The organism is Microbacterium sp. UBA3486 (assembly GCF_002377845.1).
Classification (GTDB): Bacteria; Actinomycetota; Actinomycetes; order Actinomycetales; family Microbacteriaceae; genus Microbacterium; species Microbacterium maritypicum_A.
In genome coordinates this window covers 1-13,910 of record NZ_DFQP01000043.1, presented here as the reverse complement: position 1 = coordinate 13,910, position 13,910 = coordinate 1, and the positions used below count along the sequence as shown (strand labels likewise).

The following is a 13,910-nucleotide window of genomic DNA, read 5'->3' as shown; positions in this document are numbered from 1 at the left end:
AGGCGCCCTAGCGCTTGGCGCCGCGTCGCTTGACCCTCACGGCGGCGCGGAACGCGTCCGCGTGAGCGCGGCCGGCGTCGGCCCAGTCGCGGCGGGAGAGATCGGGCGAGCCCGTCAGCGTGGTCGCGGACCGCCACGCCTCGACGACGGTCGGCGCATCGAGATCGCCGTCGTACATCAGCACCCACTCCGGTCCGACTTCGCGTCCGAGAGCCTCGTTCGCCTCGTTGCGGGGGACGAGGACCGGTCGGTCCATCGACAGGGCGGCGAGGACGCTGCCTGAGTTGTGCATGAAGCGGTAGGCCAGCACGATCAGGTCGGAAGAGGTCGCGAGCTGGACGAGTTCCGCATCGCTCAGGAAGTCGAGGTGGAGGTCGACGCCCGGGAGATCCGCGGTCCGCGCCCGGAGGTCGTCGCCGAGCTCAGGGGTGGACGGCCGCCCGCCGATCCGCAGGCTCAGCGTCGGCTCGACCGTCACGGCCTCGGCATAGGCGTCGATGAAGCCCTCCAGACCCTTGTAGCGACGGATGCCGCCGAACGACCCGAGCTGCCCCGTCACCCGCTCCGCCGAGGGGAACTTCGCGTACCAGCCGCGGTAATCGCCGTGCAGGATCAGGCTGTGCGGGGTGCCGGGGGTGAGCGGAGTGGTCTCGTTGATGACGATCCGGTAGTCGGTGTGGCGATCGATGAAACGCAGCAGCCACAGCCGAGGCGCGTTGTCGTCGGGGAGTTCGATGTTGTGCACGGTGCGCACCACGGCGATGCGACGAGAGAGGCGGTGTCGGAACACGAGCGCCGTCGTGAGGAGGAACTTGCCCGTGGACTTCCACCACGTGGAGCCGTGCAGCTTCGCCTCCGGCCAATGCCAGTGGAAGGCGTCGTAGCGCCCGAACAGAGCCGTCCCCCAGGAGAACCGCAGGCGAGTCAGGCCCTCCGTGGATCCGAGCGCCTCATCGAGCATCTTGTTGTACGGGTTCGTCGTCGGACGGGGGGCGCCCAGCGATTGCATCACGCGGATGCTCGATGCGGTGTCGGTCATGGTCGTGTCATCCTCCGATGGGCGACGGTACTCGTCATAGCGGCGGCCGAGGGCGGCGGCGATGGTGCCGCGGCCGCGGTGCACGAGGCGTGTTCCTCTGGCGTGGTGGGTGATGTTCGAGGTCAGGGTTCCGAAGATCCTGCGCAGGCCGCCGACGACGATCCGGGCCACGCCGCCCACCAGGGCCTTCAACCGCAGGATGCCGCGACGGATCTTCCCGTCGGTCAACGTCAGCTGGATGCGGGTGCCGGCGTTCGCGGAGCTGTATGCCCGTTGCGCCGCCCAGGCGCGGCTCAGGCGCGACGCGACGACGAGATCCTCTGTCTCCGATTCGTTGCACCACACGATCAGGCCGCCCCGACGTGCGAGCTGCCGCGAGAAGAGCGTGTCCTCCCCACCGCCCAGGCCGAGGGAGGGATCGAAGCGCAGCCCGAGTCGACGCACGGAACGGAGGTCGAGCAGCAGGTTGCCCGCGGCGGCCACCTGCAGCACGGTGCCCGTCCGTCTCGGCGGTCGCCGGAACGTGCCGGACGCGAGCAGCCACGGGTCGACGTCCTCGTCGAAGACCGAGATCACGCGGCCCATCACGGCGTCCGCACCGTGTTCGCGCCAGACCTCGATGAGCGAGGAGAGCCACGCCTCCCGAGGGATCTCGTCGTCGTCGATGAAGGCGAGGAGATCGCGATCGGCGCTTTCATCCAGGATGCGGTTGCGCGCGGCGACGATCCCCGGTGCGGGTTCGACGACGTAGCGGACAGGGAGATCCGCGTCCGCGGCGATGCTCCGCGCAGAACCCGCGGGGTCGTTGTCGACGACCAGCACATCCACCGCGACTCCGAGGTCGGCGCATTCGGCGATGCGTGCGGGGAGCGTGCGGAGCAGAGCCGCGAGAAGCTCGGGCCTCCGGTACGTGGGTACGCCGATCGTCACAGTGATCATGTCGTTCGATTCCGGTCCCCTGGTCATCCGCCCCATCCCCATGGCAGTATCGCGCCTCGACTCCGACGCCGGCTCATCGTATCGTGAACCCCCTGATACCGATCTGCGGGGGCTGCTCTCGCGTATAGTCGTTGTCCTGGGAGTCGACGTCGGTCGCGACTCTGGGGAATTCGACCGACGACCCGAGGCGATCCGTGACCCGGATCCGGGGGGAGGATCGCGTGTCAATCGAGCACGGACGGCTTGCCGTCGTCGTCGTCAACTACGCCTCGGCGCGGCTTCTGCAACGCAATCTGGTGACCGTGGAGCGCGAAGCGCGGGCGATCGACCCCGACGTGCTCGTCCTCGTCGTCGACAACTGGTCGAACGCCGACGAACGGCGTGCCGCCGGCGAAGTCGCCGACGCGCACGGCTGGCTCCTGATCGAATCGGAATCGAACTCGGGTTTCGGCGGCGGCGTCAACATCGGTGTCACGCGCGCGCTCGCCGAGGGGGCGACTGACGTGCTCGTCATCAACCCCGATGCGCACATCGACCGCGATTCCCTGCGTCGACTCGCTTCCGTCACCGCAGCCTCACGCACCACGCTCGCTTCGCCGGTCATCACGGACTCCGATGGAAGAACCTGGTTCGCCGGCATCGACCTCCTGCTCGACGACGGCACCATGCGCGCACGTCGCAAGCGCGTCGACGGCGATGCGCAGCCGTTCGAACCTTGGCTGAGCGGGGCCTGCCTGTGGATCACGCGCGAAGTATGGGAGCTCGCCGGCGGTTTCGACGACGACTACTTCCTGTACTGGGAAGACGTCGACTTCTCTCGCCGCGTGGTGTCCGCCGGTGGCTCGCTGATGCTCGTCGAAGACGCCAATGCGGTGCACGATGAGGGCGGCACGCAGCGCGCCGAACCCGAGACCTCCCGGGCGAAATCCGAGGGCTATTACTTCTACAACATCCGAAACCGGATGCTGTACGCGGTGCGTCATCTCGACGATGCCGCGGTGCAGCGCTGGCGCCGGTCCATCCCCCGCACGGCCAGAGAGGTCATCCTCCGAGGTGGGCGACGTCAGCTGATCCAGTCGGCCGCACCGATCCGGGCCTATCTTCGCGGTGTCCGCGAGGCCCGTCGGATCGCGCGGACCCACGCAACGGTCCAGAAGGGCAGGAAATGGTCGTAGACGCATATCACCGTCTCGCGCGTGCGCAGAAGGGGCACGCCCGAGGGGCACCCGCGTACTCGGTGTACGTCAACCGTCGTATCGGGCGGGTGCTCGCCGCCGTGGCCTACCGGATCGGTCTCACCCCCAACCAGGTGTCGATCATCAGCGCGGTGCACTCTTTCGTCGCGATCGGACTGATCGCGTTCGGTCCCGTGAACGTGCCCATGGGGCTGCTGATCGCCCTCCTTCTGGTGCTCGGGTATGCCTGGGATTCCGCAGACGGCCAGGTCGCACGTCTGCGCGGCGGGGGAAGCCCCCAGGGCGAGTGGCTCGATCACTTCATCGACACGATCAAGATCGCCTCGCTCCATCTCGCCGTGCTCGTCGGGCTCTACCGCGTCCTTCCCGAGACGCCTCTGCTGCTGTTGATCCCGATCGTGTTCAGCATCGTGGCCACGACCACGTTCTCCGGAATGCTCCTCAACGACCTGCTCAAGGGAAAGCACGCGGTGGCGTCGACCCATGAGCGCGGCGGCGGGACCCTGCTGCGGTCTCTCATCCTCCTGCCGACCGACTTCGGTCTCGTGTGCCTCGTGTTCGTCCTGTGGGGATGGACCCCGGCGTTCCTCGTCGGCTACGGCGCGCTCTGCGCGGCCGCCGTCCTGTTCCTGGCGCTCGCCGCGGTGAAGTGGTTCCGCGAGATCGGAAAGCTCGGGGAGGCCGCATGACCGACGAGAAGATCCTCGTGGTCTGCGCCGCCAACGTCTGCCGGTCGCCTCTGGCCGAACTCGCGTTGAGGCGGGGGCTCGGGGCGGATTCGCCCCTCTCGGTGAGCAGCGCGGGCATCCGAGCGAACGCGGGCGACCCGATCTGCGCGGTCGTGGCGTCGCTGCACGACGACGAGGAGTGGCAGACCCAAGCCCGGGCGCACCGGGCGCGACCGGTCACGGTCGAGCAGATCGAGCAGGCGAGCATCGTGCTCACGGCTTCGCGTGACATCCGTGGCGAGCTGGTGCGACTGGCACCGCGGTCGCGTGACTGGATGTTCACGATCAAGGAAGCCGCCCACCTCGGTGAGGGATTCGCGTCGTCTGCTCCGGATCGGGTGGCGGAATATGTCGCCCACCTCGACCGGGGTCGATCGAGAGCCGTTCCGTTGGCCGCGTCCGGAGGTGTCGGGACCCGCCTGCGGCAGCTCTTCGGCGGCCGCACGACCGTCGACCCGACGAGCATCGCCGATCGCCACGGAAGCCGCGGACACCTGGAGACGATCTCGGAGGTCGAGGCCTCCGTCGCGACCATCCTGGCGCAACTCGGAGGACATCGGCGACACTCTTCTTGAGCGAACACTTGCGATATTCCGGTCCTCGCACTACGATTAGCCGACGCCGCGTTCTACGCGGTTGAAGGGGACCCGAAGCCGAGGGGGCTTTGGGAACGGGGAATCTGGGTTCTGGGGAGCTGCAGTGTTCAAAGTTTCATCATGCCGTTCTGGGGACGGCTCTTCGCGCTCACTACGAGCGATGGTCGTCGCGCCGTTGGTGGCGCTCGCACTCGTCACGGCCGGCTGCACCGCAGCGCCTGGCGCGTCCGAGACGCCGGCGCCCGAAGGCACCAGCACCACCGACTGGACGCCGCCTTCCGACACGGAGACCGAAGGGCCCACCGAGGCTCCGGCGCTCACCGAGCAGAGCGGGGCGCTCGACGCACCGATCGCGCTCTCCACCGACATGGTGGTCACGATCGACAAGATCTCGACGACGACCATCAAGCCCGAGACGCCCGGCGAGTACGCCGGTTCCGCAGTCGTCGTCACGCTCTCCGTGTCCAACGACTCGAAGCGCGCGCAGAGCGTCGATTCCGCCGTCGTCAGCCTCGTCACGGACGACGGCGACATCGGCGTCTCGACCACCGCCGGTCCGAACGAGCCCCTGCAGGGCGAGCTCGCCGCCGGCGCGAAGGCCACGGGGACCTACGTCTTCATGCTCGACCCGACTCAGGGCCGCTCGGTGAAGATCAGCGTCAACTACGCCGCAGGAGAGCCGGTGGCGACGTTCGCCGGCCAGCTCTCCTGACGCGCACGCATTCTTTCGCATCACTTTCGGTCATTCATCGCACTAACTCATTTTCGAAGAAGAAAACTGGCGGCTGGGGAGTCACTATGGGGAACACATCGACCACGAGGCGGGCGCTGAGCGCGCTTGCGTCTGTCGTGACAGCGGCATTGCTCGTCGCCGGCATGACGACATTGGGTGTGCAGGCGGCGTCGGCAGACGTCCCGTCGACCCCACCGCCCCTGCTGCAGCGCGACGACAACGTCGTCACGTCGGACCCGATTCCGACCGTGCAGATCGACAACGGCTACGTCTGGTCTCAGACGACCATCGGTTCGACCGTGTACGCGGTGGGCAAGTTCGACAACGCCCGTGCGCCCCTGGCTGCCCCGGGAACGAGCCTGACGGCGCGTTCGAACGTTCTCGCCTATGACATCAACACCGGCCAGCTGCTGTCGTTCGCGCCGCAGGTGAACGGCGTGATCAAGGCCGTCGCCGCCTCGCCCGACGGAAGCCGCATCTACATCGGCGGCTCCTTCAACTCGGTCAACGGTCAGGCGCGCTGGAACTTCGCGGCCCTCGACGCCGTGACCGGTCAGCTCGTCCCCGGATTCTCGCCGTCCATCGGCGGCAGCGGCGTCTACGCGCTGGCCACCTCGGGATCGAGCGTCTACGTCGGCGGCCTGTTCACGCAGGGCAACGGAACGGCTCGCAAGAACCTCGCCGGCTTCAACGCCGCCAACGGTGCCCTGCTGAGCTGGGCACCGCAGACCGACCTCCAGGTCGACGCGATGGTCATGGACCCCGCGGGTCAGAACGTCATCGCCGCCGGCCGCTTCTCGCAGGTGAACGGCGACCTGACCATGCGCGGCACCGTCGCGCTGGACAAGACGACCGGTGCCGTCGACTCGTCGTGGGCGCTCCCGCAGACGGTCAAGAACGGCTCCAACACGGGCAGCAACTCGGGCAAGGCCGGCATCTTCGGACTCGCCGCCGATGCCACGGCCGTCTACGGCACCGGCTGGGTCTACGCCGACGCCGCCACGGGAAACCTCGAGGGCACGTTCGCGGCGGAGGCCGGAACCGGACAGGTCCGCTGGATCGCCGACTGCCTCGGCGACCACTACGGCGTCTACTCGACCGGCAAGGTCGTCTACACGACCAGCCACACGCACGCGTGCGGCACGATGAACCTGCACCCCGAGCAGAACCCGCGCACGCACCGCTACTCCGAGGCGTACACGGCCGATGCCCGCGGTTCGCTGGGCAACCAGCCCGCAGCCGGCGGCACCTATAAGAACTGGGCGGGCACCCCCGCGCCGTCTCCCTACGCCTGGACGCCCGACTGGGCCGTCGGCGTGACGACGGGCCTGGGTCAGGCCGGACTCTCCATCACCGGTGCCGGCAACATGATCTCGATCGGCGGCGAGTTCCGCTCGGTCAACAACGGTCGATTCGAGGGCCTCGTGCGCTTCTCGACGAACCCTCCGGGCGGAGCCAAGGACGGACCCCGCCTCGCCGCGGCCAACTGGACAGGCACTGCGCAGTCGTTCATTCCGGGTCGCGTCCGCGTCTCGATCCCGGCCAACTGGGACCGCGACGACCTGACGCTCACGTATGAGCTCCGTCGCACGGGCACGGCGACCCCTGTCGCCACGACCACGGCGAACGGAACCTGGTGGAACCGACCGGCCGTCATACTCGAAGACAAGACCGCCACGCCGGGGTCGCAGCAGGAGTACACGGTCGTCGCGAAGGACGGCAACGGCAACACCGTGAGCAGTCAGGCGATGTCCGTGACCGTCGCATCGGGCACGGTCTCGAGCTACACCAACGCGGTCATCACGGATAACCCGCAGCTGTACTACCCGTTGGGCACCGCGCCGCAGGACTGGGCGGGGGCGAACCCGCCGGTGTTCGGCTCGGGCGTGACGTCGTCGACCTCCGGTGTCGAGAACACCGCCACCGGCGCGTCGACCTTCTCCGGGACGAGCACGGGACGAATCTCGTCGACCGACAAGATCGCCGCTCCGACGGAGTTCTCGACCGAACTGTGGTTCAAGACGAACACGACGAACGGCGGGAAGCTTCTCGGCTACGGGAACGCGGCATCGGGTGACTCCACGAGCTACGACCGTCATCTCTACATGACGAACAACGGTCGGCTGGTCTTCGGCACGTACAACGGCAGCACGCAGACCGTACAGAACTCCACGGCGTTGAACAACAATGCGTGGCACCACGCTGTGGCCACGCAGAGCGCTGCCGGCATGAAGCTGTACATCGACGGCGCACTCGTCTCATCGGCGGCCGGTGCGACCACTGCCGAGAACTACGTCGGCTACTGGCGCGTCGGCGGGGACAACCTCAACGGCTGGCCGTCCGCGCCGAGCTCGATCAACTTCAAGGGTGCGCTCGACGAGGTCGCGGTCTACCCCTACGCGCTGACCGCTGCACAGGTGCAGACGCACTACGGCATCGGCAAGGGCTTCCAGCCGCCGACCGCCGCCTTCACCGCGACGCCGACCGATCTCGCGGTGGCGTTCGACGCCAGCGCATCCGCGCCGACCGGCTCGGCCACGATCACCGGCTACAGCTGGGACTTCGGTGACGACTCGGCGACGGCCACCGGCCAGACGGTCTCGCACACCTACACCGCTGCGGGAACCTACACGGCCAAGCTCACGGTCACGGACAGCAACGGGCTGGCCACCACGACCGAGAACCCGGTCGTGGTCCAGGCGGCGAATGTGCTGCCCACCGCCTCCTTCGAGGTCTCGGGCACCGGTCTCTCGGTCTCCGCCGATGCCTCCGCCTCCACCGACTCCGACGGCACGATCGCGTCGTACGACTGGAACTGGGGCGACGGATCGACGTCGAGCGGCCAGGTCGCCAGCCACGTGTACGCCTCGGCGGGCACGCGCACGGTGACCCTGACCGTCACCGACAACCGTGGTGGCACGGCGACCACCACGCGTGAGGCCGTCACGACCCATGCGAACCCGGTCGCGACGTTCACATCGACCGCGTCGGGGATGAACGTCGACGTCTCGGCCGCAGGGTCGAGCGCGTCCGACGGGGCGACGCTCTCCTACTCCTGGAACTGGGGCGACGGAACGCCTGCGGGTACAGGGGCGACCGCTGGTCACACGTACACCCAGCCGGGTGCGCATGACATCACCCTCACGGTCACCGACAGCCTCGGCGGTTCGGCGAGCGTCACGAAGTCCGTGACCGTTCAGGCGCAGGTGTTCGCAGCATCCGACTCGTTCGGTCGCGTCGTCTCGAGTGGCTGGGGTGCGGCTGATGTCGGCGGCACCTGGGCGCCCATGAGCGGTTCGGCCGCCGTCACCTCCGTCGCAGACGGCGTCGGCAAGGTGAATCTCACCCCGGGCGAGACCCGCGAGATGCTGTTGCAGGGCACGTCGCTCCTCGACACGTCGGCGCGGATCACCTACTCGCTGGCCTCCGGACCGTCGACGGGTGTCGCGTACGAGGGACTCGGTGCACGTCGCTCCGGTTCGAACGGCTACCGTGCGCTCGCATGGCACCGTGCGGACGGCACCACGTGGCTCGTGATCCACCGCAACGGAACGGCCATCGCCAGCACCGCGGTCGCCGGTCTCACGTGGACCGCGGGAAGCACGTTCAACCTCGCCATGGAGACCACGGGTTCCGGAACCACGACGATCCGCGCGAAGCTGTGGGCGGCCGGCGCTGCAGAGCCCGCCAACTGGCAGCTCTCGACCACGGATGCGACGCCGGCCCTCCAGGTCGCCGGAGCCCCGACGGTGTTCTCGTACCGAGCCGGCAGCGCGACCGGCACCAACCTCGCGAGCTTCGACGACTACACGCTGAAGAACCTCGGAGCCGCGACACCGCAGCCCGAGCCGCAGCCCGAGCCTCAGCCGACGAACGTCGCGCCGACCGCCGCGTTCACGGCGACGGCCACGGGCCTGACCGTCAACGTCAACGGCGGAGCGTCGACCGACTCGGACGGCACCATCGCCTCCTACGCCTGGAACTTCGGAGACGGAACGACAGGCACCGGAGCGACGAGCTCGCGGGCGTACACGGCGGCGGGCACCTACACGGTGACCCTCACTGTGACGGACGACAAGGGCGCGACCAACACCGCCACCCAGCAGGTCACGGTCACGGCACCTCCTGTCGAGCCGCAGCCTGAGCCCAACCCGGCAGCGCTGGCGAGCGATGAGTTCGACCGCACCGCTGGTCCCGGCTGGGGGAGCGCGGTCACCGGCGGTGCCTGGAGCATCGCCGGAGGCTCGCAGGCGGCGGCGACCGTCGCCGACGGCCAGGGCAAGCTGAGCCTGGTCGCCGGAGACACCCGTCACGCGACGCTCAACACGACGTCGATCGGTGATGCCCTCCTCGAGACGCAGTTCCGCGTCGATCAGGCTCCCGCCGCCGGGGGCGCCTACATCGGAGTCATCGCCCGTCAGACGGCCGCGGGGAAGTACTTCGCCCGCGCGTGGCTCCGTCCCGACGGAACCGTGTGGCTCGTGGTCCACCGTGAAGGGACCGTGGTGCTCACGCAGGCCGTGCCCGGGCTGGTCTGGGCGGCGAACACGTCGTACAGCCTGAAGGTGTCGGTCACCGGGTCGACCTCGACCGCCATCTCGGCGAAGATCTGGGCGACGGGTACCACCGAGCCGGCGAACTGGCAGATCAACGCGACGGATGCGACGCCGCTGGCTGCGGGAGCGGTCGGCCTCAGCGGCAACCGGTCGGGCAGTTCGACGGCGCCTCTGAACGTCTCGTTCGATTCGTTCCGCGTCACCGCGCCCCAGTAAGATCCTGACGCATGGCCACTGCTGTTCCGATCGCGCTCCTCGCCGTCGGAGGAATCGCAGCAGTGGCCATCGTCGTGTTCGTGCTCCGGCTGATGCCGCGCACCGCTTTCGTGGCCTGGGCGTGCGTGCTCTTCTTCGTGCCGCTCTGGGTCGGCGTCAACGTCGGCTTCTACTGGGCGGCGATCACGCTGCTCACGGCTTTGATGATCATCGTGAACTGGTCCGTCGTCCCTCTGCGGGCCGCGGATGCCTGGGTCGTGGCGTTCATCATCGTCATCGTCGGACTCTACGGCTTCGGCTCGGTGGACCTCCCGTCTCTCGTCGCCGCGCTGCTCGAGTGGGTCATTCCCTACCTCTGGGGGCGCGTCGTCCTCGCCCGCATCGCGCCGGGGTGGGTCACGTCGACGATCGCCGTGGTCGCGATCATCGCCGCAGTCCTCGGCATCGTCGAGTTCTTCACGTCGTTCAACCCGTTCGTGCTGATCCCGGGATCGGGCGTCATCTACGACACCTGGAGCCCTCTGCAGGAACGCGGTGGGGTCTTGAGGGTCGAAGGCGCCTTCGGGCATTCGATCGCCCTGGGAGCGGCCCTGGCGATGTCGTCGGCGTTCATCGTGGCGACGAAGTGGCGTCTGGTCCCGAAGATCGGCGGCGTCGTACTCATCGCCGTGGCGACGGTCCTGACGTTCAGTCGCGCGGGCCAGCTCACCCTCGTGCTCACTCTGGTGCTGTCCACGTTCCTGATCGTCGGGGTGTCCACCCGGTTCCGGGTCGCGATCGTCACCGCCGGCGTCATCGGCACCGTCATCGCGATCCCGATCATCGACTCCGTCTTCGGGGCGGCGGGCGACGAGGCCGACGGCAGCGCGGACTATCGGACCGACCTCCTCGTGCTTCTCCAGCAGGTGCAGCTCTTCGGCAATCCGGGGGACTGGCATTCGCTCGTCTCGGGTGACTACTATCTGGGCTACTTCGCGCGCTCCGTCGACAACGCCCTCGTCCTCACCCTGCTCCGCTACGGCTACGTGCCGACCCTGCTCATCATGGCGGCGATCGTCTGCGCGGCGATCATGACCGTGCGACGTTCGACCCGGAGCCCGGCGTCCATCGCCGTCGTCGGGCAGTTGCCGAGCCTCGTGGTGGTCGCGCTGATCACGCAGTACAGCATGTTCCTCTGGTTCTGCGTGGGGCTCGCGATCACGTGGGCCCGCGATGCCGACGCGCTCGGCGGAGTGCACGAGGGACCTGCGGAGATACGGCGGGGATCGCTCGAGCCTTCGCGCCCGCCCCGTGGCACCGTGGAGCGCCCTGCACAGTCATGAAGTCGTGGAATCGAACACTCCTCTAGAATCGAAGTCTGAGGGGGAATGGGGAGTCATGGGCGAGAGCCGGGTGAGTCTGCGCGTCATCGCCAGCTCGTTGCGCAAGTTCTGGTGGATGGTCGTGCTCTTCGGGGTCGTCGGGGCCGCGGGTTCCTACGGTTACGCCTCGCTGCAGACCCCGCTCTTCCAGGCGACGACCTCGCTCTACTTCGCTCTCAATCAGGGCACCAGTGCCTCCGACCTCAACCAGGGCTCTGTGTACACGCAGAGCCAGATGCTCTCCTTCGCGCAGCTCGCGACGAGTTCACGGGTGCTCGATCCCGTCATCGAGGAGCTCGGCCTCGACACGACGCCGCGCGCTCTCGCGCGTGACATCGAGGTCACGATCCCGCAGAGCACCGTGACGCTGCGCATCACGGGGATCACCGATGATGCGAAGGCGGCCGCCGAGCTGGCCGACGCCGTGGCCGAACAGCTCATCATCGTGGTCAAGGATGTGGCACCGAAAGACCCGCAGGGCGAATCCACGATCACCGCTCAGGTGATCGATGACGCCGTCGTGCCCGAGTTCCAGTTCACGCCGAGCAAGCCTCGCGACGCCCTCCTCGGAGGGTTCCTCGGTGGCGTCCTCGGACTCGCCATCGCGGCGTTGATCGGTGTGCTCGACACCCGCATGCGCACCGAGGAGACGCTGACCGAGGCGGGCGGCGACCCTGTGCTGGGCGTGGTCTCGAAGTCTCCGTTGTTGGCCATGCGAGGTATCGCTGTGGCCCAGGAGCCACTGGGCCACACCTCCGAGGAGTTCCGTCGCATCCGCTCGGCGCTCGCCTACGCGAACGTCTCCTCACGGGTGAAGGTGTTGCTGGTGACGTCGGGCATGCCGTCCGAGGGCAAGTCGACAATCTCGGTGAATCTCGCCATGACACTCGCCGGGCTGCGCAACTCCGTCCTGCTGATCGACGCCGACATGCGGCGGCCGCGGGCTCACGAGCATGCCGGCATCGACGGCTCGATCGGACTCACGAGCGTGCTGCTCGACGAGGTCGAGTTCGAGGTGGCCAAGCACAGCGTGGCAGACAGCACACTCGACATCCTCCCCGCCGGCACCATCCCGCCGAATCCTGCGGAGCTGCTCACCTCCGCTCGCATGGCGCAGCTGCTCGACTTCGCTGCGGCGGAGTACGACTACGTCGTGATCGATTCTCCGCCGATCCTGAGCGTGGCGGACGCGAACCTCTTCGCCACCCAAACCGACGGCGTGATCCTCGTGGTCGATGCGACCAAGACCCGTCGCGCCGCCCTCGCGAAGAGCGTCAAATCGCTCGAATCGGGTGGCGCGCGCATCCTCGGCACCGTCCTGAACCGTGCTCGTCCGGATCGACACCGCAGCGAGTACTACAGCGACTGACGCGATGCCTCGACGCGGAGACACCGCGCAGGCGACGGAGTATATCGGTGTGGCGCTGTGTTCGTTTGTCTTTGCCCCGGCAGCCGGGTATTCTTCATGAGTTGCGAGGGGGACTCGCTCTTTGCTGCCGGGGTCTAAACTGCGGCGGAGATGCGGGGTGATCGTGAATCTGCCCCAGAAGACGGTGACATCGTGTCCACTCCGTTCCTCGATCTCGCATCACGCGAGTCCGCGACTCCGCCTCGGCGACGCTCTCGAAAGCTCCTCGCGGGTGCACTGACGGCCACCCTTGCGCTCACTGCCGCGCTGACAACCGTTCCGTCGTCGGCATTGGCCGACGACGCCGTGACTCTCGCACAGTCCCAGGTATCGGCGGACACTCCGGTCATCGACGATGATATGGATCGCGCCGTCGGCTCCGGATGGGGCTCGTCGCCCGAGGGTGCCTGGCGCGTCGTGGAGGGAACGGCGAGCGTGACCGGCGCGCAGGCCCTGCTCGCGAGTCGTAAGCCCGGGATCACCGCTCGAGCGACCGTCGACGGTGTCGCCGCGACCGACGTGGACAGCCGCTTCTCACTGACCGTCCCCGAGCTTCCGGTCGGAGGGCCGCTCTACCTCTCCCAGGCTGTCCGCGTGTCCGGTGCCGACTCCTATGGGGTGCGTGTGCGCGTGCATCCTGACGGCTCGGCCTATGTGTCGATCGTGCGCCTCACTGACCTCATGCGCGTGCAGCATCTCAGTGAGCGCAGGCTCCCGCTCATGGTGACGGGCGACACGACGTTGATCGTGGCGCTCAGCGTCACCGGCACGAGCCCGGTGGAGTTGGGCGCCAAGGCCTGGGAATCGGGCGCTGCGGAGCCGACTGACTGGCTGGTGACCTACTCCGACGATTCGGCTGACCGGATCCAGGCAGCGGGTGGCTACGCCTTCTCGCTCTACACGTCTTCGGGTGCTCGGACCGCCGTTCCGGTCGGAATCGACGACGTCTCGGTCACCACGCCCACCACGGTGCCCGAACCTTCCACCGAGCCCACGCCGGAGCCGACGCCCACGCCGGAGCTGACGCCTGCGCCGGAGCCGACGCCTGCGCCGGAGCCCACGCCTGCGCCGCAGCCGACACCTGCGCCGGAGCCCACGCCGGAGCCGACACTATCCCCGTCGCCCGAGCCGACGGCCT

8 protein-coding genes and 1 pseudogene are annotated in these 13,910 nt (G+C 68.1%); 8 read left to right on the top strand and 1 reads right to left on the bottom strand.

The features are described from left to right. Positions 1-7: 7 nt before the first annotated feature. Positions 8-2,005: a glycosyltransferase gene (locus B2869_RS06275; RefSeq protein WP_292763935.1), complete on the bottom strand. Its 1,998-nt coding sequence runs from the start codon at positions 2,003-2,005 to the stop codon at positions 8-10. A 194-nt stretch (positions 2,006-2,199) separates the two neighbouring features. Here B2869_RS06275 and B2869_RS06270 point away from each other — a divergent pair, with 194 nt between their 5' ends. The 8 genes and pseudogenes from B2869_RS06270 to B2869_RS06235 form a co-directional block, all read left to right on the top strand. Next, the gene (locus B2869_RS06270; RefSeq protein ID WP_292763933.1) at positions 2,200-3,153 is read left to right on the top strand and encodes a glycosyltransferase family 2 protein; all 954 of its coding nucleotides are present in this window, start codon (positions 2,200-2,202) and stop codon (positions 3,151-3,153) included. Then, entirely contained in the window at positions 3,144-3,863 is a 720-nt protein-coding gene (locus tag B2869_RS06265) for a CDP-alcohol phosphatidyltransferase family protein (protein ID WP_292763929.1), read from the top strand. Before B2869_RS06270 ends, B2869_RS06265 begins: the two co-directional genes overlap by 10 nt. Continuing rightward, on the top strand, positions 3,860-4,477 hold the full coding sequence (locus B2869_RS06260; RefSeq protein ID WP_292763926.1) for a hypothetical protein: 618 nt from the start codon (positions 3,860-3,862) through the stop codon (positions 4,475-4,477). Before B2869_RS06265 ends, B2869_RS06260 begins: the two co-directional genes overlap by 4 nt. A 181-nt stretch (positions 4,478-4,658) precedes the next feature. Further along, the gene (locus B2869_RS06255; RefSeq protein WP_021198746.1) at positions 4,659-5,210 is read left to right on the top strand and encodes a DUF4352 domain-containing protein; all 552 of its coding nucleotides are present in this window, start codon (positions 4,659-4,661) and stop codon (positions 5,208-5,210) included. Positions 5,211-5,296: 86 nt separating this feature from the next. After that, positions 5,297-10,003, top strand: a complete 4,707-nt coding sequence (locus B2869_RS06250; RefSeq protein ID WP_292763921.1) for a PKD domain-containing protein — start codon at positions 5,297-5,299, stop codon at positions 10,001-10,003. A gap of 11 nt (positions 10,004-10,014) precedes the next feature. After that, the gene (locus tag B2869_RS06245; protein WP_292763918.1) at positions 10,015-11,325 is read left to right on the top strand and encodes a hypothetical protein; all 1,311 of its coding nucleotides are present in this window, start codon (positions 10,015-10,017) and stop codon (positions 11,323-11,325) included. A gap of 55 nt (positions 11,326-11,380) precedes the next feature. Continuing rightward, positions 11,381-12,733 carry a polysaccharide biosynthesis tyrosine autokinase gene (locus B2869_RS06240; protein ID WP_292763915.1) on the top strand — a complete coding sequence of 451 codons (1,353 nt, stop codon included), beginning with the start codon at positions 11,381-11,383 and terminating at the stop codon, positions 12,731-12,733. 192 nt (positions 12,734-12,925) lie between these two features. Continuing rightward, positions 12,926-13,910: pseudogene (locus B2869_RS06235) on the top strand (hypothetical protein); the annotation flags it as partial.